Here is a 24,827-nt window from a genome sequence, read left to right on the forward strand (position 1 = left end):
TTCGAGAAAAAGCCCGAAGGGTTTTTCCCCTTCGGGCTTTTTTGTCGCAGGGGCCCTATGAGGATGGCGGATTGACTTTGCGTGAAAAAAGTGCGGCCAGGTTGTACTTCCCCGGGCCGATGAAAACCAGGCTTAAAAGCACGATGCCGTTTTCAACGGCGTGGGCGGCGCCGCGCAGTCCCTCGCCGCGGCTGAAATGGCTGGTGGCGGCAACGAGCATCGTCAAAGCCATCAAAAGCCCCGCCCAGCCGAAGAAAACTCCGAAAATCAGACAGAGCCCGCCGAAAAACTCCGCGCAGGCGGCCATAAAGCCCCAGAAGGTGGGAAATAAGTCGATGCCGAAATTATCCATCGCCCCGCCGAGGCGCGCCCAGCGTTCCCGCCCGCCGGAAAGCTTGGGCCAGCCGTGCCACAGGTACATCCCGCCAAGGCCGATACGCAGAATCAAAAGCCCGGTGTCTCTAAAATTTTGCAGCCGTCCAATCATCCTGTCATCCTTTCCTTGATATTCGATTATATCAGCGAGGCGAACGTTTTCAAGTCGGGCACTTCCAAATCGGGCCGGCCTTCGGCTGGAAGCACTGCGCCGTGTCCCCGTCTGTGCACCAAAACGGTTGCCAGCCCCAACCGTTTGGCTGGGATAATATCATGATAAACGCTTTGAGCGACGTGAAGGATTTTGTCCGGACTTACCCCGATTTTCTCAATCGCCCGCTCAAAATTGTTCAGCGAGGGTTTGTAGGACTTCACCTGCTCGGCGGTAATCACCCAGTCAAAACGAATCCGCAAATTCCTTGCGGTTTCGGCAAAGAGATCTTCATCCGTGTTGGAGATTACGGCCAGTTTGAAACACTGTTTCAGCTCCAAAAGGGATTCCAGCGTGTCAGGAAAGGGTTTCCAGTTTTTCATTGAATCGGGCAGGGCGTTCAATTCCTCCTCGGTGGGGGAGAAGCTGAATTTTTCGCCGAATCCCCGCATCACGTTGCGCAGAACCTCACGGTATTTGATATACGGCCCGGTTTCTGCTTGAGCTTCCAGTTCCGCATAAAGCCGCAAAATTTCGGCGTCGTTCAAGGCGACGTCTCGCCGGAACAAGACGGGAAGGATGGCCTTCAAAATCCCTTTTTCCCAGTCAATCAAGGTTCCGTAGCAGTCGAAGGTCAGGACGCGGTATTTTTTCAAGACCAGCAAATTTGGCCCGTTACTTTGAATTGGACTCTTTTTCTGCAGCGGCTATCAAATTGGATAAGGCGACGATGGCCATCGGCGGGCGCCAGATGGTGCGGCCGGCGGCGATATTAATCCGTTTCATCAAGTCAAAAGGGTCTCTGCCTTTAAGATCGGAGAGTTTTTTGACGCCGATAGACTCCAGTCGCTGGACAACTTTTTCGCCGCAAAGCGGGACTGAGAGCATTTTTCTTTTCTCCTTTTCCGCAATCACCGCTTGACCCACTTGCCGAGCAAATAGCCGACCAGATAGCCGACCGGCATCAAGGCCAACACATAGAAGGGAAGAAAGACAAAAGCGATGACGGCGGTGGAGGAGCCCCCTTGGGGATTGAAAACATCCAGCCAGACGACCAGTTGGATGAAAAGGGTCATGGCAAAAACGACGAACCCCGCTGCGACGATGCCCCATTTGTGCGGGCGGAAGGTTTTGGCATCCTCGGCGGCGCTCAACCGGTACCGCCATCTCGTCAGAAAAGCAAAAACGACGAACGGAATGGCGTTTATCAATCCAAGGAGAAAAAGATTATGCCCGGAGGCGAAAAGGAGGGAGGGAAAGCGGACGAGAATGGCAAAAATTTGCTCCGGCTTGTAGGCCGCCTCGACCAAAATTCGAACCAACCAGGGCATGACGATTCCGAGAAGAATTACGGCCCAAAAATTCCTCTTTGAAAAATGGCGCGGCTCGGCGGGCGCGAACGCGGGCGCGGCGCCGTTTATCTCTTTTGCCGTTTGGTTTTGGATAACGGCCTCCTTTCCTTTGGCCGTCCGGTGCGCTTTTGGACGGGAACTTTCCGAGGAGGTGTTGGCGGTTTGGGGGGTTCTTTTTTGGCCTCCTTTGCGGCCGGTTTTTTCTCTCCGTTTTCTTTGGAGGGCGGCGCTTCCTTTAACGCTTCGCCGAACTCTTTCAGCCGTTTTTCGACCAGGAAGTTTACCGTTCCTTCCGGATATTTCCCATCTTTTCCCCGATTTCCGGCCGGCACGCCGGTTAAAATTTCAATCCCTTCCTCTACGTTTTTGACCCCCCAGATGCGGAACTTCTTGGCCTTCACCGCCTGCAAAACCTCCTCCTTCAGCATCAGATTTTCGATGTTGCTGGCGGGAATCATCGCCCCTTGGTTGCCGTTCAATCCCCGCGTCTTGCAAAGCTCAAAATGCCCCTCAATCTTTTCGTTCACCCCGCCGATGGCCTGCACCTCCCCTTTTTGATTCACCGAGCCGGTCACGGCTATTCCCTGCTTGATGGGGAGACCCGAAAGGGCGGAGAGAATGGCGTACAGCTCCGTCGAAGAGGCGCTGTCCCCCTCGACCCCTTCGTAGCTCTGCTCGAAAACCAGCCGGGCGGAAAGGGGGAGCGGTTTGTCCTGCGCATATTTTTGGGCCAGATAGCCGCTCAAAATCAGGACCCCCTTGCTGTGAATCGGCCCCCCCAACTGCACCTCCCGCTCGATGTCCATAATGCTGCCCCGCCCCGGGGCGACCGAGGCGGTGATGCGGGAGGGTTTGCCGAAGGCGTAGTCCCCCAACTGCAGAACCGAAAGCCCGTTCACCTGCCCGGCGGCCTCCCCCTCCGTGTCGATGAGCAAACTCCCGCGCACGGTCATCTCCTGCAGCTTTTCCTGAATCAGGCCGGAGCGGTACACCTTTTCCTCCAGCGCCTTTTCGACGTGGGCCGCGGTGATGTGGGAATTTTTCCCCTTCTGCGCCCAAAAGTTGGCTTCCCGAATCAAGTCGGTCAGCCGGCCGAAATTGGTGGAAAGCTTTTTCTGGTCCTCCGCCAGCCGGGCGGAGTGCTCCAAAAGTTTGGCGGCCGCGCCGGCTTCGAGCTGCTTCAGCTTTTCTTTGTGGCAGAGGGCGCAGAAAAAGGAGAGAAACTCTTCCACGGTCTCCTTGGCGGCGTCAATTTTGGTGTCGAAATCGGCGCGGACTTTTACCAACTCGGAAAATTCCTCCTCGTAGGCGTGCAGGAGATAATACCAAAGCGGCTGGCCGACGAAAACCACCTTGATGTCCAACGGAATAGGTTGCGGGCGCATGCTCTTGGCGGCGGCGAACCCCAGCCGCTCGCCGATTTCCTCGATTTCAATCTCCCGCCCCCGCAGGGCCCGCTTGATGCCGTCCCAGCTGAAGGCGTTGCGCAAGACATCCTCCACGGGAAGCACCAAATACCCGCCGTTGGCCCGGTGAAAGGAGCCGGATTTTATCAGTGTGAAATCGGTGTAAAGCGTGCCGAAGCGGGACTCCTTTTCCACCCGCCCGAACAGGTTGGCGAAATTGGGGTTGAACTCGAGCACCACCGGCGCCCCTTTTTGGCGGGAATTGTCCACCAGCAAATTCACCTCGTACTTGCGGAAGGAGACGCCGTCCATAAATCCGGGCGGCAGCCCGAGTTCCTCCGGCCCCGGCATCCGCGGATGCGGCGGTTTGAAGGCGTCGATATTTTCCAGAACGTCCTTCTGCACCGCCTTCAAATACTCCACCACCGCCGGCGAATCGGCGTAGCGTTCCAGCAAATCCCCCACGAACCCGCCGACGATGAAAAGCGCCACTTCCTGGTCGAGCTTCGAAAGCTTCTCCTGCGCCGCGCGCTCCAGGTCGCGGATTTTTTTCATCACCCGCTTCACTTCCTCCTGCAGCTCCTCCTGTTTTTTGGAAAGCGCCTCCTGCTCGGCCGGCGGCAGGGCGGCAAAATCCTCGTCTTTCATCGGCTTGCCGCCGACCATCGGAATGATGAGAAACCCGGCGGGGGTGGGCTGGATGCCAAAGCCGGCCTTGAATACCAACTGATCCAGCTCCTGCAAAAACCCGGCGCGATCTTTGTCCACTTTTTTGACCACTTCCTCGCGCCCGGCGGCGTATTTTTCCCCCTCAAACGCCTTGGGAATTTCCCGCCGCAGGTGGTCGATTAAAAATTTCATATCCAAAGCAAACCGCCGCCCCCGCCCGGCGGGAAGCTGAATCGATTTGGGCTGACTCGGTTCGTCGAAATTGTTGACGTAGCACCAGTCGGGCGGCACCGGCCGCGTGGCGGCCAGCTCCTCCAAAAACGTTTTCACCGCGGTCATTTTGCCGATGCCCGGCGGCCCGGCGACGTAGATATTGAACCCCCGGCCTTCAATCCCCAGCCCGAACTGCAGGGCGGAAACGGCCCGCTTTTGCCCAATTATCCCTTTGAGCGGCTTCAGCTCCCCCGTATGGGCAATCCCCAGCGATTTGGGGTCGTAGGTTTTGCGGAGTTTTTCCGGAGAAAGTTCCGGTATCATTGCTTTGAGTATATTAAATCAATGGATTTGGGGCAAACGGAACTGTTAATCCACTCCCTTTCTGGGTTGACAACGTCTTTAACATTTGCTATACAAATCCCGAAGGAGGACAGGTTGAAGGGAAAACGAAAAAAGTATCAACGGAATACGGACCCGACGGTTGAATTACTAAAAGATATCCTAATTACGCAGCTTGGCCGTGCAGGTGTGCCACAGTTAAGTATTCGAAAAATTGTCGGTTGTGACATTGCTAGAGTTAGTGAAATCGTGAAACATATGAAACCTGGAAGACGGAGCGAATAAATCGCTCCTCAATCGAGGGCCGTTAAATGAAGTCTGATGAGAAGATAATTGAACTGCTTACCCAGATACTTAAGGTCGAAGCGATCCAAGCGGCCAGTAATAAAAGTAGTATTACCGAAGGTGCAAGAATGTTAAAACTTGCCGGATTGGATAATCAAACTATTGCAGAGGTTCTCAATACGTCCCCAGCCACAGTTCGAACTCTCACTTCAAACCTACGGTCACGGAGGAGGGCACGCTAAATGCAATCAGAAGACCGTATTGAAAAACTTCTTGCACTTTTATTGCTCCATCAGATGAAGGGATCACCAAATAGAGACAAGGCGCTCCAATTGAACCTCGCCGGGTTTACCAATACTGAAATCGCAGACCTTCTCCAGATTAAGGCAACGGGAGTTGCGGTAGCCTTATACGAAGCACGACAAAAAAAGTCGAAGAAGTAGCCAAAAGCTTAAATCCTGGGGAATCATACACCTTCAACAATCTACATGCCGGGTACTAACGACTTTCGAATATATGCCTTCGACCTCAGTCGCGTTGACGCCGCTGGGAAGAATGTTGGACAGAAAGTGTATTGGAAGCTTTTCGCAATCGAGAATCTTCTTCGCGTGATGATGCACTCAATTCTGACTGTACAAGTCAATGCGAATTGGTGGGTTGCGACTGTCAATCCAAATCTTCAAAATAAAGTCAGGACTCGACAGGCCGATTATGCTAACAAGCCCTGGCACAGCACGCCCGGAAGACACGAAATATATTACGCATTTCTTTCAGATTTAAACAGTATCATCACCGCTAATAGTCATCTCTTCAAACCTATAATTCCTGATATTGACAACTGGATTGCCCAAATTGAGCTAATACGCCTTCCACGGAATATCGTTGGGCATATGAATTGGCCTCATAAAACAGACCGTCAGCGCATCGATGTGATGTATGCCGACCTTACAAAGCTTATTCAGCACTTACCGGCTAAAGGTATCGGCCTAAGTATTCCGTGACAAATTCGTAAGAATCCAAGTTTGCCACGTTCGCCACTTTTTTAGTGTTGTGTCGGGAGCTACTCCCGCCAATGTTTTATTGGTGGACGACTTTTTTGTTCTTATCCCTAGTGAGGGATTAGTCGCAATGCTCGAAATACTTTTCGACAGCATCTTCTTTAGAAAGCCAGTAGTCTTCTACCCAGACTCTTAGTTCTGAGTCCGCAGTAATGTTGTAAATGTCTTGGAAACCAAATTCTTCGAAATCTCCAACAATTATGTCTCCTTTATAAGGATCATTTCCTCCGTACCATTCCAATAAGGCAAACCCTGATGGTGTTTCCACTATGAAGTAATCGCAACTACTACTTTTATATACTACCTCTCCTTTTGAAGCTAATGAGGTACTTATCCAAAGAAACCAAACTCCAATAGCGAATAAAAGTGTTCTTGCGGTAAACCGACTTCTGTTTGGTAAAAACATTGGAACCTCCTGCCCTAAGCCAACAGTGTTTCTTCCGCTTATTTTTGCCTGTGTTAAAATTACCTATCGAGCGGAGGATGTCAAGAAATATTTCGGAGCAGTGGCATCGGAGGCCTCTCTCGGCACTGCCATCCTTTTTTTTCTTGCAAAAATTTTATCTTGTCCCCCCCTCAAAAATCCTTACTTTTAGCCCTTTAGTTTTTGGAGGAGAAATGCGCAAGGTTGGGTTGGTTCTAACAATACTTTTGGCTTCGGCCCTTCGACTCGGCTCAGGGTCTTCGACTGCCCAAGCGGAGTATTGGCAGCAGCGGGTGGCGTATAAGATTCAGGTGACGCTGAACGATTCCACCCGGGTCATCTCCGGCACGGAGAAGCTGGTGTACTGGAACAACTCGCCGGATACGCTCCGGTTTGTCTATTTCCACGCCTACCCCAACGCCCACCGCCCCGGCTCCCGAATGGCCAAACGCCAGCAGAGCTTCTACAACTTTGGAATTGCGGACTCCAAGCCGGAGGAGTGGGGGGAGATGAAGATTGAATACGTGCGGGGCGCTTCCTCAAGCTGGAATTTGCCGGTGCATCTCGACGAGACAATTTTCAAAGTCGATTTACCTTCGCCGCTTGCCCCCGGCGATTCGTTCATCTTCGACATCGGTTTCCAGACCAAAATCCCCGCAGGCGAGGCGGCGGGGAGGACGGAATACACGGACGGACAGTTCAAAGCGGTCTATTGGTATCCTTCGATATGCGTTTATGACTGGAAAATGGGGTGGGTCAATAATCAATTTCTCGGCTCCGGCGAGCATTACGGCGAATTCGGCACCTACGAAGTTTACATAACGCTGCCGGCGCACTACATCGTCGCCGCCACGGGGATTTTGCAAAATAGGGAAGAGGTTCTGCCGGATACCCTGCGGCAAAAACTGGACATCAGACATTTCAAAGACAAGAAATGGAACTCCCCGGCCAGCGTCATCATTCCCAAAACTCCCGGTGCAACCAAGACCTGGAAATTCAAAGGGGAAAATGTAAGCGACTTCACCTGGGCGGCCGACCCGACTTTCCGCATTGGCGAAGCGGAGTGGGAGGGCATCAAAATTTACAGCTTTGCGCAGGAAAAGCACGCCGCCCGCTGGCAGGATGCGGCGGAACTGGGCCGGCAGGGAATCGAGTATTTTTCCAAAAACTACGGCCGCTATCCCTATCCGCAGATGAGCATCACGGACAGCTACGACGGAATGGAATATCCGATGATTGTGCTCTGCGGCGGGGAGTCCCCCTCCTATCGACTTTTAATCTGGCACGAAATCGCCCATAACTGGTATATGGGGGCGGTCGGCTCCAACCCGGTGGATCGGGCCTTTTTGGACGAGGGGTTCACCACCTTTCTCGAAGTGAACATCATCGAAGCGCTTCACGGCCGAAGGGGAAACGTTTCTTTTTGGGATACGAAATGGAAAAAGAAGCTCTACCCGGTGGACGAAGACCGCGCCAACCGGGGCTACCGCAACTACCTTTTCTGGCACAAGACCGGCTTCGCACAGCGCTCCATCATCGAGGCGGACCGCTCACCGGAGCGGATGGTGTATCGCACGTCCTCCTATTACAAAACGGTGGTTTTGCTCTTCAACCTGCAATACGTGCTGGGGGATTCGGTTTTCGCGCGGGGAATGAAAAACTACTTTGAAAAGTGGCATTTCAAACATCCCTACGAAGAGAATTTTCAGGCCGCAATGGAAGAGGCCGCCGGCACTTCGCTCGAATGGTTTTTTGACCAGTGGATTAACACCAACCGCACGGCGGATTACGGCATCGGCTCCGTTTCCACCAAATCAACCGGCAAAACGGGGGATTCAGCGTATTTGGTCGTCGGGAAAATCTACCGCTCCGGCGAACTGGTTATGCCGATCGATTTGGGATTCAAATTAAAAGGGGGCGGGATGCGGCAGTTCACCATTCCGGTCAACGATTACCGCAAGCCCGTTTATCCCGAGCAAGGCCGAGGGAACGCCACTTGGAAATATTTGCCCGTCTGGGATCAGGTTCGCCTGCCGGAAAAGGAGTATCAATTTGCGGTTTACCTGCCTTCCAAGCCGAAGGAAATCGAAATCGACCCTTCCGGACGGCTGGCGGATGTCAATCCACTCAACAACCGCTGGAAAAGCTTCCCCGATTTTCCCAAAGCGGATTTGCAGTTGAACAATCTGGTGGTGGACGTTTTGCCCGTTGACCGCTACCATTTCCTCTGGCGTCCCTCCCTCTGGTACAACCGCGTGGACGGAGTAATGTTGGGTGCCAATTTGCAGGGGAGCTATCTCGGTTTGGATCACGTCTTCTGGGCCGACGGGCTCAAAGCCACCAAGAAATTGAAGCGGGGGAATATCGATTTTTCGTATTCGACCTTGGTCGGGTTTTTGGGACGGGGAGGAAAGATTTTTGGCAGGGCAAGATGGCTGGAGGGGAGGGAGTATTATGAAGCCGGAATCTCCAAAGAATCCCGCCCCCGCCAGCTTTTCCCGCCTGTGCACCGGATGAGTTTATCGGTGGTTAGCGAGAAACTTGTCCACCCGGAATATCTTTCCGCTTACAGTTCCTGGTCGGCTCAAAATGAGGAAGCGACTTTTTTGTGCTTGAAATGGAGCACCGAAATGCGGGCCGGCAAAGCGGAATTGAACTATGGCCTTTCCGGCGAGGCCTCGATTCTGGGGAGCGACAGCGACGTGCGCCGTTTTTGGGGGCACTTCGAAATCAAAACGCCGGTTTGGAAAAAGTTCAGTTTGGACGTGCGGACTTTTGCCGGATTGGGGAATCGGGACGCCCCGCCGCAAAAGCGCTTTTATCTTGCCTCCGGCAGCCCCGAAGAGGCGCTGGATGCCCCCGTTATCCGTAGCCGGGGAGCTGTGCCGACCCGTTTTGTCGATAACGTCCGGCTCGGCGGCGGCGGAAATGTGCGCGGTTTCTACGCCCAGAATCTGTCCGGGGACGGGGTTGCTTCAACAACTGTCGAATTGACTTTTCCCCGGCTGGTATCGTTCAAGTTTTTGCCCAAAATTCCACTTTTGACCGCCTTTTTGCGAAACTATTCCAATTACGTGTTTGCTGATTTTGGGGCGCTTGGCCACTATCGCGGTTTATATCCCAACGAACTTGATGATGAACTGGACATCAAAGGATATCTCGATTTGGGGGCCGGGCTGCGCTTTCCGCACGTCTGGCCCAAGCACCGCTTCCGGTTGGATTTCCCCTTCTACCGCTATCCCAAATTGAACGAGGATAACTTCCGCTTCCGCTGGGTGGCGGGGTGGGAAGTGGAGGTATAGTTTCTCGTTCCCCGGAGCAGGGGCTGCGGAGCTGCCCGAAATAGGGAATTTCATTTTTTTCCTAAAATTCGCCTTTCCCGCTGCCGATACATAAATAGATGCAGCGGTATTTGCCCCTTTTTAATTTTTCAGCCCAAAGGGAGGCGTATGTCAGAAGTAAATAATTCCGTTCTCGAACGGGCCCAGCGGCTCTTCGAGGCGAATCAGTTTTTGGGGCTGGTGGCGCTTTTTGAAGGGCTGCCGGCATCAGAAGTCAGGCAGTTGGCAAGACCGGATAAACTTCGGCTTTACTTCATCGTTGCAAGCGCTTACTTGCGTGTGGGTAAGGTGCCGGCCGCATCCCGGTTTGCCAATATGCTGGTAAAGGCCTTCCCCGATGATTTGGGGGTGTTGCACTTGGCGGCCCAATCCTCCTGCGAGATGGCGGAATACGACCGCACCATCCATTACGCCGGCCGGTATTTCGAGGCGTTGGAAGCCGGCCAATTCAGCCAAAAGTTCAATTCCGCCGAGGGATTACAGTCCGAGGTTTACCGCCTCTGGGGGCGGGCCCTCAAGGAAAGCGGCAGGGGGGAGGAGGCGGCCGAAAAGTTTCGCAAGGCAATCGACGCCAAAAGCGACGATTCGCTGGCCTATCTGGACTTGAGCCATTTTTACTTCCAAGTCAAAAAATATGGGGAAGCCGGGCAGATTTTGTCCCAGGGGTTCAAAAAAGTCCCCCAATCGGAGGAGCTTTTGAAGCTGGCGGAAGAGTTTTGCGCCACGCGGGAAGGGGCCGCCGTCTGTCTAAAAGTGTTTGCGGATGCCGGCAAATGGAGCAAGGTGCTTTCGGTTTTGGAGAAACATTCGAGTTTGCGGACGCTCACTTGGGCCAAAAAATTCAAGGCGCAGGCACTCGCCGGCTTGGGGCAATGGGGTGAAGCCAAGTTCCTGTACGAGGAGTATCTCTCCGCCTTTCTGGATGACTGGGAGGTGCTCAACGAGTTGGGAAACGTCTGCTTCCAACTCGGGGAGTTCGACCGGGCGGAGGAATGCTACCGAAGGGCTTTGGAGCGGAACCCGGCCTGGGAAGAGGGTTGGCGCAACCTTTCGGTCAGCTTGTCCCGCCTGGGGAAGCTCAAGGAGGCCCGGGCCAGCTTGGAGCAGTATATCACACTCGTGCCGGAGGATAAAAGCGTCTACGGCTTTTTTGCCGATCTGCTTTACCGGGAAAACGAGTTCGGCCGGGCGGTGAATTTTTACGAGGATTTCCTGCGTTTCCATCCGGCGGAAAAAGAGGCCTGGGTAAAACTGGCGGACTGCTACTTGAACCTGGGGCACACCCAGTCGGCCCTCTCCAGCTTCCGCCAGGCGCACACCCTTTCGCCGGAATCGGACGAAATCCGGGTGAAAATGGAAGAACTCCGCCGGCAGCTGCCGAAAATTTAAAGCTCCCTTCGTTTTCTGCCGAAACATAAGATGAGGGGAAGAAAATCCCCTTCAACTTCGACACCGGGATGGCGAAAACGAGAAAAAGAAAATCCGGACAAACCGAGCTGGCGCTGCAAACACCGGTTCTTTCCCTTCCAAACGAAAGTCCGGACGCCGGACATTTTTTGCCGGTTTATTACCCGCCGAGCGGCGAAGAGCTCGACGCACTCGCGCTCCGGCTGGCGCCCGTTCTGGCAAAGACCGGCTGGGTCGTGCGGGTGAGGGAGGGGGAACAGGGGGATAAATTCCTGGAACTTCAAAACAAAAACGGTCAGCGCCGGCGGCTCTCTCCCGAAGAAGCGCTTGCCTGGCAGGCGTTTTTGCCCCAGCTTTCCGGTTTGGACACTCTTTTTTCATCCGGGCCAAACGATAGAAAGGACAAGTGATGGACTTCCGGCCCACCGCGAGCCTCGAAAAGGAAATCATTTCCCTTTTGAAAGACGAACTTTCGTTTTACCAGTCGATGTTCATTCTGGCCGACAAGCAGAAGGACTGCATCAAGCTGGGCCGGGACACGGAACTGGCGCAGGTGTACGCCGACATTTCCCGTTTTTCCCAACGGATTGCCCAGAGTGAGGCGCGGCTTTCCGACATCATGCAAAAAGACCAGAAAAGCTTCGTTTTGGCCAGCTCCCACCTCGAAGTGCGCCGGCTGGTGACCTCCATCGCCGCCATCGTGGAAAAAAACATCAGCTTGCTCAAAGACAACCTTTCCGCGGCCGAAAGCCGGGAGGCGTTCATCCGGTCCGAACTGGAGGAGCTGGTCAAAAGCCGGCGGCTTTTGGAAGAGTTGGCCGGCCGATCGGACGGGGCGGGCGGGAAAAAAAACAACTTGTCAAAACCGGGCCTTTGACGATACATTGAATAGGTCTCGCCTTGCGGGACGGAGAAAAAAATGCCGGTTAACGGAAGAAGGAAACAAAAACCAGAAAACGGAACGCCCGTCGGCGTGGTGACCCGCGAGGAGTTTATCCACCAGGCCAAGGAACGGCTTTCGACGCTGCCGGACATCCGGCCGGAGCGGATTCAAAAAGCGCTTCTGCGCGTCTCGCAGGGGTATTACGACCGCCCTCAGGTGGTCGCCAAAATCGCCGACCGTTTTTTGGAAGAAATGGGGATTGATTAAAAACTTGCCCGATTCGATTCCCGCCCCTTTAGTGTCCGCTTTTCCGCTCCATCCCATTCACAGAGAGATTGAAGCCCGGCTTGACACCCGTGATGCCGCCTCTATATTGCACCGGTGTTGCGGGCGATTAGCTCAGATGGTTAGAGTACTTGCTTGACATGCAAGGGGTCGATGGTTCGAGTCCATCATCGCCCATTTTTTGATGATGGCGAAAACCGCAAGAAAACGGCCGTTTTTTCTGGAGAACCCGCCGTTCCGATTATTCTTCCGAAATCGTCATTCCCCGGCCAAAGTCCCCGGTTTAATTGTACGGATGAATGGATAAGCTCGTTTTAACCATCCACGGCAACCGGGAAGAGTTTCCCAAAGGGGTCACCCCGCAGCAAATACTGGAGAAGAAAAACTCCGATTTAAGGCAGAAAGCGCTGGGGGCGCTTTTGAACGGCCGGATGATTGACCTTTTCCGGCCAATCGAAGAAGAGGGAGAACTCAAGTTTCTAACTTGGGAAGACCCGCAGGGGAAGGAGATGTTCTGGCATTCCACCGCCCATCTGATGGCCCAGGCGGTGCAGGAGCTTTTCCCGGGCACCAAGGTGGCCATCGGACCCCCCATCGAGGAGGGGTTTTACTACGATTTTGACCGGGACCGCTCCTTTACTCCGGAAGAGCTGGCCGCCATCGAGAAGCGGATGGCGGAAATCGCCGCCGGCGGACACCCCTATTCCCGCCGGGAGATACCGACCTCCGAGGCGCGGGAGTTCTTTAAAAAAATGGGGGAACCGTACAAACTGGAGATTCTGGACGGCATCAACGATCCGTCGGTTTCGATTTATTCCCAGGACCGCTTTACCGATCTGTGCCGCGGGCCGCACATCCCCTCCACCGACCGGATCAAGGCGGTCAAGCTCACCGCTTCCTCCGGCGCCTACTGGAGGGGGAGCGAGAAAAACCGGATGCTTTGGCGCATTTACGGTGTCTCCTTTCCCGACCCGAAACTTTTGGAGCAGTATCTCGCCCGGGTGGAGGAGGCCAAGAGGCGGGATCACCGGAAATTAGGAAAAGAATTGGATTTATTCTCCATCAAGGATGAAATCGGCGCCGGGATGGTTTTGTGGCACCCCAAGGGGGCCCTGGTGCGCTATCTTATCGAAGAGTATTGGCGGCAGCGGCATCTGGCTTTCGGCTACGACATTCTGTTCACCCCGCACATCGCCCGGCTTAATCTCTGGCAAACTTCGGGACACACCGATTTTTACCGGGACAACATGTATTCGCCGGTGGAGGTGGAAAAGGATTTGTACCAGTTGAAACCGATGAATTGCCCGTTCCACATCGAGATTTACAAGACTCAGCTGCGCAGCTACCGGGATTTGCCGTTGCGCTGGGCCGAACTGGGAACCGTGTACCGCTACGAGCGCTCCGGTGTTCTGCACGGGCTTTTGCGGGTGCGCGGGTTCACCCAGGACGACGCCCATATCTTCTGCCGCCCCGACCAGGTGGAATCGGAAGTTCTGGGGGTTCTGGATTTGACCTTCGAGTTTTTGTCTGCCTTCGGCTTTGACGAGTATGAAGTAGTGCTTTCCACCCGCCCGGCGGATGCCATCGGCGTGCCGGAGGACTGGGAAATGGCCACCCATGCCTTGCGCCGGGCCTTGGAACTGAAGGGGCTGGCCTATTCGGTTGACGAGGGCGGGGGAGCTTTTTACGGCCCGAAAATTGATTTGAAAATCAAGGATGTGATGGGGCGGGCCTGGCAGTGCACCACCGTCCAGTTTGATTTCAATTTACCGGCACGGTTCGATTTGTACTTTGTCGCCCCGGACGGCACCTACCAGCGGCCGGTGATGATTCACCGCGCCCTTTTGGGTTCGATGGAACGGTTCTTCGGCGTTCTGTTGGAACATTACGGCGGCGTTTTTCCGCTTTGGCTCGCCCCTATACAGGTAGCGCTGCTCCCGATTACCGATGAGCAGTTGGAATACATCGGCAAACTTGCGGAGCGGTTGAAGTCGAAGGGGGTTCGGATCTTCGTTGACCGGGGGAAGGAGAAAATCGGCTACAAAATCCGGGAAGCGGAATCGCAAAAAATTCCCTACATGGCAGTGGTGGGTAAAAAGGAAGTGGCCGCCGGCACGGTGGCCCTGCGCCGTCACGGCCGGGGGGATTTGGGAACGAAAAATATAGATGAACTGGAACAGTTTTTGTTGGAAGAGATAAAAACCAAGAAAACCGGGCTTGGCCCCTCGGGCAGGGCCGCCGGCTACTAAAAAGGAGGAACCATCAAGGAAAAAGAACTTCGGGTAAACGACCGTATCCGCATTCCTCAAGTGCGCGTGATTGACGCCGATGGCGGACAGCTGGGGGTTTTGAACACCCGCGAGGCCCAGCGAATGGCGGCCGAAAAGGGACTGGATTTGGTGGAAATCTCCCCCAACGCCCGCCCCCCTGTCTGCCGGATTATGGATTACGGCAAGTACAAATACGAACTGGCCAAAAAAGCCCGCTCGGCCCGCAAAAAGCAGCACACCGTCGATATGAAGGAAATCCAGCTTCGCCCCAACACGGACGACCATGACTACAACTTCAAACTGCGCCACGCCCGGGAATTCTTGGGGGACGGGGACCGGGTGAAAGTCGCCATCAACTTCCGCGGCCGGGAGGTGGTGCACCAGGAATTCGGCTTCGACATGGCCAAACGGGTGGAGCAGGATCTGGCCGATGTTGGCTACCCGGAACAGAAGGCCAAGCTGGAAGGGAAAACCATCACGATGGTTTTTCTCCCCAAACCGGCTGCCTCCGGCGGACGCCCCAAAGAGGTGCGGGCCTCCGAACCGGCCCCACCCCCCAAACCGATGTGAGGTTTATATTCTTGTGCATTTGAACGGTCTTTAACCTCATTCTCAATCCTTCCAGGGAAGGGTTGGGTCGCAGGTCCAATTTTTTTGTAGCCAAGTTAAAAAAAATTTCTTACATTATCGGCTTAGCTGAAACCGGCCTCAGGCCGCTTTATGTTTTGGTTAGAAGAAATGAGGAGCCGATATGCCTAAAATGAAAACCAACCGCTCGGCGGCCAAACGCTTCCGCAAAACCGCCTCCGGCAAGCTGAAGCACAAGCGGGCCTTTTTGCGCCATATTTTGACCAGCAAGACCTCCAAACGGAAGCGTCAAATGCGCCGGCCAGCCTACGTCGGCGGCGCCGACCAAAAACGGCTGGAAACGCTTCTGCCGTACGGGGCTTAGGGAGGAAGAAGCATGCCACGCGCCACCAACAACGTCGCCGCCAGGGCCCGCAAGAAAAAATATTTCAAGGCCGCCAAGGGGAATTTCGGCGGCCGCCGCAAGCTGTACCGCACGGTCAAGGAGACCGTGATGCGGGGCTGGAAATACGCCTACCGGGACCGCAAGAACAAAAAACGGGAATTTCGCGCCCTCTGGATTGTCCGTATCAACGCCGCGGCGCGCCCGCACGGGCTTTCCTATTCCCGCTTCATCTCCGGGTTGAAAAAAGCGGGGGTCGCTTTGGATCGCAAGATTCTGGCGGAGCTGGCCGTGCGGGACTCGGCCGCCTTCGGCGAACTGGCCAAGCTCGCAAAAGCGTAGTATGGGGGTTCTGTCCGAAGGGGAAGTCGGGCAGCTTGTTTCCACGGCCGAAAAGGAGATCGAGTCGGCCGCCGGCACGGAAGAACTTAATACCTTAAAAGTCAAATACGTCGGGCGCAGCGGCGTTCTGACCCTAGCGCTCCGCTCTTTGAAGGATGTCCCGGCCGAGGAGCGCCCCAAGGTGGGGCAGGCCCTGAATTCGGCCCGGGTCGCCCTCGAAGAAAAAATTAATTCACGCCTTTCAGCACTCGAAGCGGCTTCCCGAAAAGCCGCTCGAGGTTTCTTTGACCATACTCTTCCCGGAACTCCTGCGCCTTTAGGTCACCGCCATCCGTTGATCAAAGTGAATGCTGAAATCGTGCGGATTTTCAACGTGATGGGATTTGAAATTGCCACCGGCCCGGAGGTGGAAACCGATTTTTACAACTTTGAAGCGTTGAATTTTCCCAAAGACCACCCGGCGCGGGATATGTGGGATACTTTCTACCTCAAGGATTCCGACCTGCTTCTGCGCACCCACACCTCACCCGTGCAGGTGCGGGTTTTTGAAAAGCGGAAACCGCCGGTGAAAATACTGGCCCCCGGGAGGGTGTACCGCCACGAGGCGATAAATGCCCGCAGCTACTACACCTTTTTGCAAATCGAGGGGTTTTACGTGGATGCCGATGTCACCTTTGCCGATTTGAAAGGGGTTTTGAACGCTTTTGTCTCCGCTTTCTACGGCAACGTGAAAACCCGTTTCCGCCCCTCCTATTTTCCGTTCACCGAACCCTCGATGGAGATAGACATCTCCTGCACGATTTGCGGAGGGAAGGGATGCTCGGTCTGCAAGTACGAGGGGTGGCTGGAGATTCTGGGGTGCGGGATGATTCATCCCCAGGTTTTCAAGAACGTCGGCTACGATCCGGAGGTCTGGAAGGGGTACGCCTTCGGCTTGGGGGTGGACCGGATTGCGATGCAGAAATACCGGATTGACGACATCCGGCTTTTTTACGAAAACGATTTGCGATTTCTGGAGCAATTCTAAAACTTCAAGCTTAAATGCAAACGTCCTATAAATGGCTTCTGGAATGGGTTGATTTCTCCTTCTCCCCGCAGGAACTGGCTGAACGGCTGACCGGCATCGGGCTTGCCGTGGAAACGGTCGAGCCGCTTTTCCCCAAGCTGGACGGCGTGGTGGTCGGCAAGGTTGAACTGGTGGAAAAACATCCGGAAGCGGACCGGCTGACGGTCTGCACGGTATCGCTTGGCTCCGAAAAGAAGCGGGTGGTTTGCGGCGCCCCCAACGTGCAGAGCGGGCAGAAGATCGCCTACGCTCCCGTCGGTTCCAAACTGCCGAACGGCGTGCAAATCGGGCTCGCCAACATCCGCGGGGTGGAATCGGCCGGGATGATCTGCTCCGAGTCTGAACTCGGCCTGGGAGTCGATAAAGAGGGGATTATGGTGCTCGATTCCGGCGTCATCGGCAAGAAACTTACCGACGAGCTGGATTTGGACGACTGGAAGCTGGCCGTGGAGCTGACCCCCAACCGGCCGGACTGTCTTTCGGTGGTGGGCATCGCGCGTGAAATAGCCGCTTTGGTCGGGGGAAAGTTGAAACATCCGAAAATCGCCCTGAAGGAGGCGGAGGAACCGGTCTCCCGCTTTGTCTCCGTGCAAATTTCCGACCCGGAGCGCTGCGGCCGCTACGCCGCCCGGCTCGTGCGGAAAATAAAAGTCGGCCCATCCCCCTTCTGGCTCAGGAAAAAAATCATCGCCGGCGGGATGCGCCCCATCAACAACGCCGTGGACATCACCAATCTGGTGATGCTGGAACTGGGGCATCCGTTGCACGCCTTTGATTTCAAGCGCTTCGGCTCGGCGCGGGTTTTGGTGCGCCGGGCGGCGGAAGGGGAGAAGCTGAAAACGCTGGACGGTGTGGAGCGGGTTCTCACGGCGGAAGATCTGCTCATAACCAGCGGCAAGGCGGGAACGGCTTTGGCCGGTGTGATGGGGGGGATGGAAAGCGAAATTCAGCACGACACCACGGAGGTTTTGCTGGAAGCGGCTTACTTCGAACCGCGCGGCATCCGCCGGACGCGCAAACGGCTGGGACTAATGACTGAATCGGCCCTGCGGTTTGAAAAAGGGACGGATATCAACGTCATACCAGTCGCCCTCGACCGGGCCGCCCAGCTTTTTGCCGAACTGGCCGGAGGGGAAGTTCTCACCGGCTGCGTGGATGTCTATCCCAAGCCAAAGGAACCGGTAAAGCTGGCCCTGCGGCCCATCCGGATGGCGCAGGTTTTGGGGGCGGAGATTACCTCTCCCGAAGTGGTCGATTACCTGACCCGGCTGGAGATGACCGTAAGCCCCGGCAAGGAATTGACCGTTACGGTGCCAAGCTTCCGCGTGGACATCAGGGAAGAGGCGGATTTGATCGAGGAGGTGGCGCGGCTTTACGGCTACGACAAAATCCCCTCCCGGCAGCGGGGCGGCGGGCCTTTGGTTCCCGGGGTTTCCGCCTTCGAGGCGGCCGCTGAGCGGATGCGGGAGCTTTTGACCGGTTCCGGTTTCTCCGAGGCGGTCAACAGCCCCTTGGGGAATCCAAAAGTTTTCGCCAAGGCCGGTTTTGCCGGGCCGTTCGCCGCGCTGGCCAATCCCCTTTCCGAGGAGCTTTCGGTTCTGCGCCCCACCCTTCTGGTTTCGCTGGCGGAAGCGGCCGGCCGCAATCACGCCGGAGGGACCCTTACCGTCCGGCTTTTTGAGTTCTCCAAAATTTTCCGCTCCGGCACCCCGCCGGAGGAGTGCTGGCGTTTGGGCCTCGTGCTCTCCGCCGCCGCCGCGCCCCATTGGCGGGAGAAGGGGCGGACGGCCGATTTTTACGACTTCACCGGTGTTCTGGAAAAACTTTTTGCGGTATTCCTGCGGCAGCCCGTGGCGTTGACACGAAAAGAGTCGCTGCCCGCCTTTTTGGAGCAGGAATTCGAGTTAAAAATAGGGGGACAATCTATCGGCCTCGTTGGCGAATTGAACCTGGAATGGATCAAGGAACTGCATTTCAAAAAGCCCTGCTTTCTGGCGGAAATCGACTGGGAAACGCTGCTCAAACTGGCCGGTCCGGAAAAAACCTATGTCCCCTTTTCCCGCTTTCCGGCGGTGGAGCGGGACGCCGCCTTGATCGCCCCGGTGGAGCTTCTGGTCGGCGATGTTTTGGATGAAATACGGAATGCCAGGGAGCCGCTCTTGGAGAAGTTCGAGCTGTTCGATTTGTACACCGGCCCGCAGGCGGGGGAGGGGAAAAAGAGTCTGGCCCTTTCCTTCCGCTACCGGTCGAGCGAAAAAACCTTAACCGACGCCGAGGCGGACGCCGCCCACGAAAAACTGATCGGCCGGCTGGTTTCCCGCTTCGGCCTCGTCTGGAGGAAACAATGACCGATGCCCTAAAACGTCTGGAAGAGAAAGTCACCAAAACCTTTGAGGCCCTGGAAAAGGCGAAAGAGGAATTGAAGGTGCTGGAGCGGGCCAAAACGGAACTGGAGGCAAAACTTTCCGAAAAGGAAAAAGAGATTGCGGCCTTAAGATCCTCCACCCGGCGAATGGACGACGAGCGGGCGCACGTCGTTAAAGTGGCCAAGGACAAGTCGGATAAATTCAAAAACCGGCTGGAAGGGATTTTGACCAAGCTTTCCCGCTTGGAATCTGAACTCTCCGCGTAGGTTTACTTGTAATTGGGAACGTTTTGGCCGAGGACAATATCCCGTTGGCCACTCCAGACGCCGTTTTCGTCTTTGGTCAGCTGGACAATTCCCGAGCCGCCCCTTTTTTCCAGCCGGTTTTTTATCCGCCCGGTTATAAGCGGGTCTCCCTCAAAGAAGTAGTCGTCAATCCAGTACTCGTTTTTGTCCGGCTCTTTGATTATGCAATGGATATGGGCCGGGTCGCTTCCGTTCGGATAAGGGGCCGGACGGATGGAGCGAAAAGAATACTGTCCCCGCTCATCCGTCTTCACCCAACCCCGCAGATGCCCGTGCCGCCTTGCCCAGCCGGTCTGACCTTCGGACGGTTCATAATACCCCTCTGCGTTGGTGTGATAGACGTAGAGGATGACATCCTTGGCCGGCGTTTTGCCGTCCTTTTTGAAAATCGTGCCGCTCAATTCGAGCCGCTCCCCCGGCTCGGAGCTGTCCGCGATCACCGTCTGCCAACTCAAATTTTTCGGCATCCCTTCATAAATCCCCTCGCACCCTTCGCAAAAGCCCCCCACCCGTTCCAAATTGCGGTCTCGTCTTTGGGCTTCCATGTTACGGCCGGTCAATAAGAAAAGAAAGACCAAAATAAAAATCTTTGAAGTCACTTTTCCTGCTTTTTCTCCTCGTTCATAAAATAGGAGAGGGCGCCGGAAGGGCATTGCTTGACTTGCTCAATCATCCTTTGCGTATCCGCCCCCTCTGGGTTCACCCAAGGGCGTTTGGTGGGGTCGAATACCGCGGGGAGGCCCAAAAAGCATTTGGCGGAATGGACGCAAAGCGCCGGCTGCCAGAGAATGGTCACTTCGCCGTTTGTGTATTTTTTGGTGATATCCTTCATTCTTCGTTATACCCTTCTACCGGGGCTGTTCAGCTTGAGGTCAGTTTCAACCCGATAATGCCGGCCACAATTAAACCGATGCAGAAAAGCCGCGCAAGGGAGGCGGATTCGGAAAAAAGGAGGACGCCGAATGCCGCCGTGCCGACCGCGCCGATGCCGGTCCAGATGGCATAGCCGGTCCCCACCGGTATCGTTTTCACCGCCTGCGCCAGAAAAAAGAAGCTCGCCAGCATCGCGGCAATCGTCCAGACGCTCGGCCCGAGCCGGGTGAATCCCTGCGCATATTTCAACCCGACCGCCCAGATGATTTCAAAAATTCCGGCAACAATCAAATAAACCCAAGCCATATACTTCGCCTCCTTTCGGGAGCAGTATATCAAATACCCGCAACTTGCGGAAACTTTTTGACTTGAATGGGGAACGAAACGAGCGGTTATTTCTTTTTCTGCGAGAAGAGCCAGGGGAGGAATTCCTCCTCCTTGAAGGCCGGCACCCAGACGTCGTGGCCAACCCCCTTGTATTCCGTGTAGCGCACCTCCGCGCCGGCTTTTTTGGCCGCTTCCACCATCTCCCGCGAGCGCTTGGGGGGAACGGCCTGGTCCGATTTGCCGTGGAAGGCCCAGATGGCGGTGTTCTTCATCCCCGATGCCCGCCCGGGGTATCCCCCGCCGCACATCGGCATCGCCGCGGCGAAGGTTTTCGGATACCGCCCGATGATATCCCACGTCCCGAACCCCCCCATCGAAATGCCGATTACGTACTGCCGTTTGGAGTCGATTTTGTAGCGGGAGCGCAGATGCTTGAGCATTTTGACAATCAGCTTCTCTTGGCGGGAGGCGGGTTTGCCCCAGGGCCCGGCCCAGTATTCATCCGGCGGGCACTGCGGGGCGACGACAAAACAGGGGTGGTTTTTCTGGTTTTCCGGCCGGGTAAAAAATCCGGGGCCGTGTTCATCCCCCCAGGAAAGCAGAACGCTCAAATCCTTGCCGCGCGCCCCCCGGCCGTGCAGCCAGAGCACCACCGGGTAGTATTTCTTCGGGTTGTAATTTTTCGGCACAAAAAACAGATAGCGGATGCTGTCCTTTTTGGAGGCCCTGTACACCCGTTCCTGAAACCCGCCGGGAAGGGAGGAAATCGCCTGCTCTAATATGGCCGGGGTGGAGGCCTCTTTTGAAGCCAACTTATCCCCCGTTTTGGAAACCAAGAGGGTTGGGAAGGCAAAAAGTCCCAATAAAGAGAGCCAAAAGGTTCTCGCCATATATACTTATATTTTCGACAGAAACCGCCGGTTGCTGGAGGGCTGAATTTATTCAGCCCCTCCGACGGGTTAAATCACGCCCAACTGCTCAAGCAAATCAATCCCGTCCCATTCCCCCCAGCGCTCGCTGATTTTGCCCTTCCGGATCGTGATGATTTCGATACCTTTGAAGCGGATTTGCTTCCCGGTCGGCGGGGCGTTCAGATATTTTCCTTTGTGCGTGCCGACGGCCGACCAGCGGACGGCCACTTTTCCCGTGTCCGGTTCGACGACCAAATCCTCAACTTTGCAGTTGAAATCCGGAAAGGCGGCATACACTTCCAAAATCGCTTTTTTGAATCCGGCGTTGGACGGCTCCCGGCCGGAGGAATCCCGGTCTACAAAATCGGTGGCGTGAAGCTCGTCCACAATTTTGACGTTCCCCCGGACCCAGCCTTCCTCAATCCAGCGGCGGGCGATTTTTTTCAGCTCTTCAGTTTTTCCGTCGGCCACTTCTCGTCAAACGCCGGTCGGCACCGCCGGCTTGTGCTGGCTGACCCCCGCGGGGGATTGCCAGGTGCCGACGGAACCCGGTTTGACGAAGGTATTCTTTACCCTTCTGGAGCGCAAGAAGTAGGGGATCCAAATCGCCGCCGCGATAATCGTCCGAGCCATTTCCTTAAGGGCCTGCGTGTCTTTGGAAGCCGCCACCGCCGGTATGGCGTTCCCCATAAAGAAATCGCTGACCACAAAGACGACGTTTAGCGCCAGCATCGCGATGTACAAAGTCGGGAAGCGCCAGTGTTTGGTGAAGAAAAAGAATATCAACGCCAGATTGGCGAGGATGAAAAGGGAATTTCCGACGATTTCAAACGTGAGCAGGGGTTTCCAGAGCGGGTGATACGCCTCCGTCCCCGGCGTGGTCAAAACCGGCCAGTAGCCATCCCGGAAAATCGGCCAGAAATCCTTCAACAAATTGAGTCCCAAACGAAGCGGTGCGACAAACAACCCGATGGCGGGCAAAATCAGCCATCCCTTCAACCCCGTTGGTTCTCCCGGCGCGGTATTCATTTTCCCCTCCCTTTTTAGTAGCCCGTAAAGCGGCCGCTTATGCCATCTCAATCGACAAAAAGGAGAGGTTACTTTACCTGCCTTCTTGGATGATCTTTATTGAACGACTTAAAAAGTTCAAAGTATGTTTCTCTTTTTCTTTTGTATTCGTCCGTCGTCATAAGCCAGCCGTTGTAAACCCAAAAATACCATTCGGTTTGCCCGGCCCAGATGTGCCACGAGAGGGGGCGCAACATATCATCGACCGGCAGCGGCAAAACCAAGGTTATGGAATCGATGGGATGGTATACTTGTTTTTCAAATATGCTTCGTATCGTATCCTCGTTTAAGTGCCGCCGGTGGACGGCAAACGGCCAAGCCCCGCGGGCGGCCCGCCCCATAAATTTTCCCGATGGAATATTCCGCCACGATTCGGCCAGCACGGAGCCGTCCTTGGTCAAGTAGTAGGTCTGGATATAATCCTCTTTGCCCGGCCATTCGTTTCGGACGTAGTAACTTATTGAATCAGAACATTCCCGCTGCCGCCACGCAAAGTGCTGGCGTTCCCAGCGTTGAGCTTGTCGATGAGTCGTGATCGGCATACCGAAGGGGGCAGGCATCAGCCCACAACAGCCGTCAAGAAGGAAGGCGCAAACGGCCACCAATGGAAACATGTGATTCTTCATCCTGCCACTGCCTTTCCAAAACGGTGGCGCGTTCTATAAAACCTACGGCGGACAGGATAGGTCTGTTTGCAGAGTTTTGTAGTTTTGCCTCTCCGGGGGAGGTTGATGAGAGCCGGGAGGAAAATAATAAGGGCGGGGGTAAACCCCGCCCTTGGGAGGAGTGCTCAGGTTAAACAGGGGGAGGAATCCGCCGGCCAAGGACGAAGCAGATGGCGGCCAGTATCAAGAAGGCGATGAACAAAATCCACGCAATCTTGGCGGCTATAAACTGCACGCCGGTCAGCCCCAATACCCCTGCGATCAACGCGATGATGAGAAATCCAAATGCCCAACGCAGCATGGTTTCCTCCTTTCGCTACTCTAACTTATACCCCGCAGAGGCAGGCGAGGATTGCTTGGTTAATCCATTGGAATGCTTGAGCTTGAAGGGTGCCCTTTGGAAATTGCTCAAACTGCGGACTTAGCGCTTTTGTTGCTGGGATTTTATTGAGCGGGCTTTCTTTTCGGCCGCAAAAGCAACTCCCCGCTGCAGTTGGGGCAGTCATAATTCATCTGTTTGGCGCAGGAGGGGCAGAACGTGCATTCGTAACTGCAAATGAACGCCTCGCCATCGTTTTTCAGGACGCCCTTGCATTTTTCGCACGCCGTTTTCATTTCCAAGGCCATAATCAACCCTCCTTTTTCTTCACATGCTTCCGCAGCCCGATGTCATACGCCATCCGCATATATTTTTTTAGTTTGAGAGTCAAATCACTTTTTTTATAAAGCCGAAAACGGTTGGCGAAATATTCCCGCCCGCCCGGCCGGGCCGGGGGGATTTTTTCGATTTGAGTAAAGCATTCATCGGTGTACAATTTATCGAAAAGCAGGCCGCATTGGATGTAATCCTTTCCAATCTTGGTCACCCCTGCAAAGCGGATTTTCGCCACAAAGGCAATCCGCGTCTTGGCCGGATGCAAATCGAACTTTCCGATTTTTTTGTACTCGTCAACGAAGAAACGGAACAATTTGACGGCTTCCGGCGTCTTCCCCTTCAAAAAACCCTCCAGCGTGTTCTTGCCGCAGGAGTGCCATTGGCTTTTGTTGACGAAGCGCTGTTTGCAAACCGGGCAGGTCCACATATCAGCCGATTCCCATATCCTCCAAGTCCTCCTCGTCAAAGCCAAAATAATGCCCCAGCTCGTGGAGCACCGTTTCCTGAATGCACTTGATTAGCCCCGCCCGGTCATCTTCGAAGTCGGATTCGAGGTTGTTTTTGAAGAGAATGATAGTGTCCGGCAGCCGCCCCAAATCGTCGTGCAGCCGCTCCGGTCGCGGCGTCCCGGCGTACAGTCCGTAGAGCTCCCGCTCGTCCACCTCATCCCCCGGCTTTGGTTTTCTGGCATCCCGAACGACTATTTGCACGTTTTCAATTTTTTTGCGGATTTCCTCCGGCAGTCCGGAAACCGCCTCCTTGGCAATCCGTTCGAATTCCGCCTGGGTCATTCTTCTGTCCTTTTTGTCCCCCTTAAC

At 54.9% G+C, this 24,827-nt stretch carries 31 protein-coding genes and 1 tRNA gene; 15 read left to right on the forward strand and 17 right to left on the reverse strand.

Going from position 1 to position 24,827, the window contains the following annotated elements; translation table 11 throughout:
• Positions 1 to 55: 55 nt before the first annotated feature.
• The 5 genes from VNL73_06515 to VNL73_06535 all read right to left on the reverse strand — a co-directional run bounded on the left by VNL73_06515 (position 56) and on the right by VNL73_06535 (position 4,490).
• Positions 56 to 487 carry a DoxX family protein gene (locus VNL73_06515; GenBank protein HXF49061.1) on the reverse strand — a complete coding sequence of 144 codons (432 nt, stop codon included), beginning with the start codon at positions 485 to 487 and terminating at the stop codon, positions 56 to 58.
• A 26-nt stretch (positions 488 to 513) separates the two neighbouring features.
• Positions 514 to 1,191 carry a haloacid dehalogenase type II gene (locus VNL73_06520; protein ID HXF49062.1) on the reverse strand — a complete coding sequence of 226 codons (678 nt, stop codon included), beginning with the start codon at positions 1,189 to 1,191 and terminating at the stop codon, positions 514 to 516.
• A 10-nt stretch (positions 1,192 to 1,201) separates the two neighbouring features.
• Entirely contained in the window at positions 1,202 to 1,414 is a 213-nt protein-coding gene (locus tag VNL73_06525) for a hypothetical protein (GenBank protein HXF49063.1), read from the reverse strand.
• 23 nt (positions 1,415 to 1,437) lie between these two features.
• Positions 1,438 to 1,857: a hypothetical protein gene (locus tag VNL73_06530; protein HXF49064.1), complete on the reverse strand. Its 420-nt coding sequence runs from the start codon at positions 1,855 to 1,857 to the stop codon at positions 1,438 to 1,440.
• An 86-nt stretch (positions 1,858 to 1,943) separates the two neighbouring features.
• Positions 1,944 to 4,490 carry an AAA family ATPase gene (locus VNL73_06535; GenBank protein HXF49065.1) on the reverse strand — a complete coding sequence of 849 codons (2,547 nt, stop codon included), beginning with the start codon at positions 4,488 to 4,490 and terminating at the stop codon, positions 1,944 to 1,946.
• A 545-nt stretch (positions 4,491 to 5,035) separates the two neighbouring features.
• On the opposite strand from VNL73_06535, the gene VNL73_06540 reads away from it, so the two are divergent.
• Positions 5,036 to 5,236 carry a hypothetical protein gene (locus VNL73_06540; protein HXF49066.1) on the forward strand — a complete coding sequence of 67 codons (201 nt, stop codon included), beginning with the start codon at positions 5,036 to 5,038 and terminating at the stop codon, positions 5,234 to 5,236.
• A 126-nt stretch (positions 5,237 to 5,362) separates the two neighbouring features.
• Positions 5,363 to 5,794, forward strand: coding sequence for a hypothetical protein (locus VNL73_06545; protein ID HXF49067.1), 432 nt, complete (start codon positions 5,363 to 5,365; stop codon positions 5,792 to 5,794).
• A gap of 118 nt (positions 5,795 to 5,912) precedes the next feature.
• Here VNL73_06545 and VNL73_06550 read toward each other — a convergent pair whose 3' ends face one another.
• Positions 5,913 to 6,257: a hypothetical protein gene (locus tag VNL73_06550; protein ID HXF49068.1), complete on the reverse strand. Its 345-nt coding sequence runs from the start codon at positions 6,255 to 6,257 to the stop codon at positions 5,913 to 5,915.
• Positions 6,258 to 6,469: 212 nt separating this feature from the next.
• Here VNL73_06550 and VNL73_06555 point away from each other — a divergent pair, with 212 nt between their 5' ends.
• The 13 genes from VNL73_06555 (at position 6,470) to VNL73_06615 (ending at position 19,471) form a co-directional block, all read left to right on the forward strand.
• Positions 6,470 to 9,577, forward strand: coding sequence for a M1 family aminopeptidase (locus tag VNL73_06555; GenBank protein ID HXF49069.1), 3,108 nt, complete (start codon positions 6,470 to 6,472; stop codon positions 9,575 to 9,577).
• Between the two features lie 147 nt (positions 9,578 to 9,724).
• Positions 9,725 to 11,005 carry a tetratricopeptide repeat protein gene (locus tag VNL73_06560; GenBank protein HXF49070.1) on the forward strand — a complete coding sequence of 427 codons (1,281 nt, stop codon included), beginning with the start codon at positions 9,725 to 9,727 and terminating at the stop codon, positions 11,003 to 11,005.
• Between the two features lie 68 nt (positions 11,006 to 11,073).
• Entirely contained in the window at positions 11,074 to 11,433 is a 360-nt protein-coding gene (locus VNL73_06565; protein HXF49071.1) for a hypothetical protein, read from the forward strand.
• Complete coding sequence (locus tag VNL73_06570) at positions 11,433 to 11,900, forward strand: hypothetical protein (GenBank protein HXF49072.1); 468 nt, start codon at positions 11,433 to 11,435, stop codon at positions 11,898 to 11,900. Before VNL73_06565 ends, VNL73_06570 begins: the two co-directional genes overlap by 1 nt.
• 42 nt (positions 11,901 to 11,942) lie before the next feature.
• A complete protein-coding gene (locus VNL73_06575) occupies positions 11,943 to 12,173 on the forward strand; it encodes a hypothetical protein (protein ID HXF49073.1) in 231 nt (76 codons plus the stop codon).
• Positions 12,174 to 12,294: 121 nt separating this feature from the next.
• Positions 12,295 to 12,368, forward strand: a tRNA-Val gene (locus VNL73_06580).
• Positions 12,369 to 12,490: 122 nt separating this feature from the next.
• Positions 12,491 to 14,440 (forward strand): threonine--tRNA ligase, encoded by a 1,950-nt coding sequence (gene thrS, locus VNL73_06585; GenBank protein ID HXF49074.1) that lies wholly within the window; start codon positions 12,491 to 12,493, stop codon positions 14,438 to 14,440.
• 12 nt (positions 14,441 to 14,452) lie between these two features.
• Positions 14,453 to 15,031: a translation initiation factor IF-3 gene (gene infC / locus VNL73_06590; GenBank protein HXF49075.1), complete on the forward strand. Its 579-nt coding sequence runs from the start codon at positions 14,453 to 14,455 to the stop codon at positions 15,029 to 15,031.
• Between the two features lie 181 nt (positions 15,032 to 15,212).
• Positions 15,213 to 15,413: a 50S ribosomal protein L35 gene (gene rpmI, locus VNL73_06595; GenBank protein ID HXF49076.1), complete on the forward strand. Its 201-nt coding sequence runs from the start codon at positions 15,213 to 15,215 to the stop codon at positions 15,411 to 15,413.
• Between the two features lie 12 nt (positions 15,414 to 15,425).
• Positions 15,426 to 15,773, forward strand: coding sequence for a 50S ribosomal protein L20 (rplT, locus tag VNL73_06600; protein ID HXF49077.1), 348 nt, complete (start codon positions 15,426 to 15,428; stop codon positions 15,771 to 15,773).
• 1 nt (position 15,774) lies between these two features.
• Positions 15,775 to 16,800 carry a phenylalanine--tRNA ligase subunit alpha gene (gene pheS, locus VNL73_06605; protein ID HXF49078.1) on the forward strand — a complete coding sequence of 342 codons (1,026 nt, stop codon included), beginning with the start codon at positions 15,775 to 15,777 and terminating at the stop codon, positions 16,798 to 16,800.
• A gap of 14 nt (positions 16,801 to 16,814) precedes the next feature.
• Positions 16,815 to 19,187: a phenylalanine--tRNA ligase subunit beta gene (gene pheT, locus VNL73_06610; GenBank protein HXF49079.1), complete on the forward strand. Its 2,373-nt coding sequence runs from the start codon at positions 16,815 to 16,817 to the stop codon at positions 19,185 to 19,187.
• The gene (locus VNL73_06615) at positions 19,184 to 19,471 is read left to right on the forward strand and encodes a hypothetical protein (protein HXF49080.1); all 288 of its coding nucleotides are present in this window, start codon (positions 19,184 to 19,186) and stop codon (positions 19,469 to 19,471) included. The genes pheT and VNL73_06615 overlap by 4 nt, the downstream gene beginning before the upstream one ends.
• Positions 19,472 to 19,473: 2 nt before the next feature.
• On the opposite strand, the gene VNL73_06620 is transcribed toward VNL73_06615, so the two are convergent.
• The 11 genes from VNL73_06620 to VNL73_06670 form a co-directional block, all read right to left on the reverse strand.
• Complete coding sequence (locus VNL73_06620) at positions 19,474 to 20,109, reverse strand: intradiol ring-cleavage dioxygenase (GenBank protein HXF49081.1); 636 nt, start codon at positions 20,107 to 20,109, stop codon at positions 19,474 to 19,476.
• Positions 20,106 to 20,342 (reverse strand): (4Fe-4S)-binding protein, encoded by a 237-nt coding sequence (locus VNL73_06625; GenBank protein ID HXF49082.1) that lies wholly within the window; start codon positions 20,340 to 20,342, stop codon positions 20,106 to 20,108. Before VNL73_06625 ends, VNL73_06620 begins: the two co-directional genes overlap by 4 nt.
• Before the next feature lie 29 nt (positions 20,343 to 20,371).
• Positions 20,372 to 20,689 (reverse strand): quaternary ammonium compound efflux SMR transporter SugE, encoded by a 318-nt coding sequence (sugE, locus tag VNL73_06630; GenBank protein ID HXF49083.1) that lies wholly within the window; start codon positions 20,687 to 20,689, stop codon positions 20,372 to 20,374.
• 86 nt (positions 20,690 to 20,775) lie between these two features.
• Entirely contained in the window at positions 20,776 to 21,600 is an 825-nt protein-coding gene (locus VNL73_06635; GenBank protein HXF49084.1) for an alpha/beta hydrolase-fold protein, read from the reverse strand.
• A gap of 69 nt (positions 21,601 to 21,669) precedes the next feature.
• Entirely contained in the window at positions 21,670 to 22,092 is a 423-nt protein-coding gene (locus VNL73_06640) for an ester cyclase (GenBank protein ID HXF49085.1), read from the reverse strand.
• Positions 22,093 to 22,098: 6 nt separating this feature from the next.
• Positions 22,099 to 22,650 (reverse strand): DUF2569 domain-containing protein, encoded by a 552-nt coding sequence (locus VNL73_06645; protein HXF49086.1) that lies wholly within the window; start codon positions 22,648 to 22,650, stop codon positions 22,099 to 22,101.
• A 68-nt stretch (positions 22,651 to 22,718) separates the two neighbouring features.
• On the reverse strand, positions 22,719 to 23,231 hold the full coding sequence (locus VNL73_06650; GenBank protein HXF49087.1) for a hypothetical protein: 513 nt from the start codon (positions 23,229 to 23,231) through the stop codon (positions 22,719 to 22,721).
• A 253-nt stretch (positions 23,232 to 23,484) separates the two neighbouring features.
• Positions 23,485 to 23,655, reverse strand: coding sequence for a DUF1328 domain-containing protein (locus VNL73_06655; protein HXF49088.1), 171 nt, complete (start codon positions 23,653 to 23,655; stop codon positions 23,485 to 23,487).
• Positions 23,656 to 23,798: 143 nt separating this feature from the next.
• Entirely contained in the window at positions 23,799 to 23,981 is a 183-nt protein-coding gene (locus tag VNL73_06660) for a DUF1272 domain-containing protein (GenBank protein ID HXF49089.1), read from the reverse strand.
• Between the two features lie 2 nt (positions 23,982 to 23,983).
• Positions 23,984 to 24,436 (reverse strand): DUF5655 domain-containing protein, encoded by a 453-nt coding sequence (locus VNL73_06665; GenBank protein ID HXF49090.1) that lies wholly within the window; start codon positions 24,434 to 24,436, stop codon positions 23,984 to 23,986.
• 1 nt (position 24,437) lies between these two features.
• On the reverse strand, positions 24,438 to 24,800 hold the full coding sequence (locus VNL73_06670) for a metallopeptidase family protein (GenBank protein HXF49091.1): 363 nt from the start codon (positions 24,798 to 24,800) through the stop codon (positions 24,438 to 24,440).
• Positions 24,801 to 24,827: the final 27 nt, after the last annotated feature.

Source organism: Verrucomicrobiia bacterium (assembly GCA_035574275.1).
Taxonomy (GTDB): domain Bacteria; phylum Zixibacteria; class MSB-5A5; order DSPP01; family DSPP01; genus DSPP01.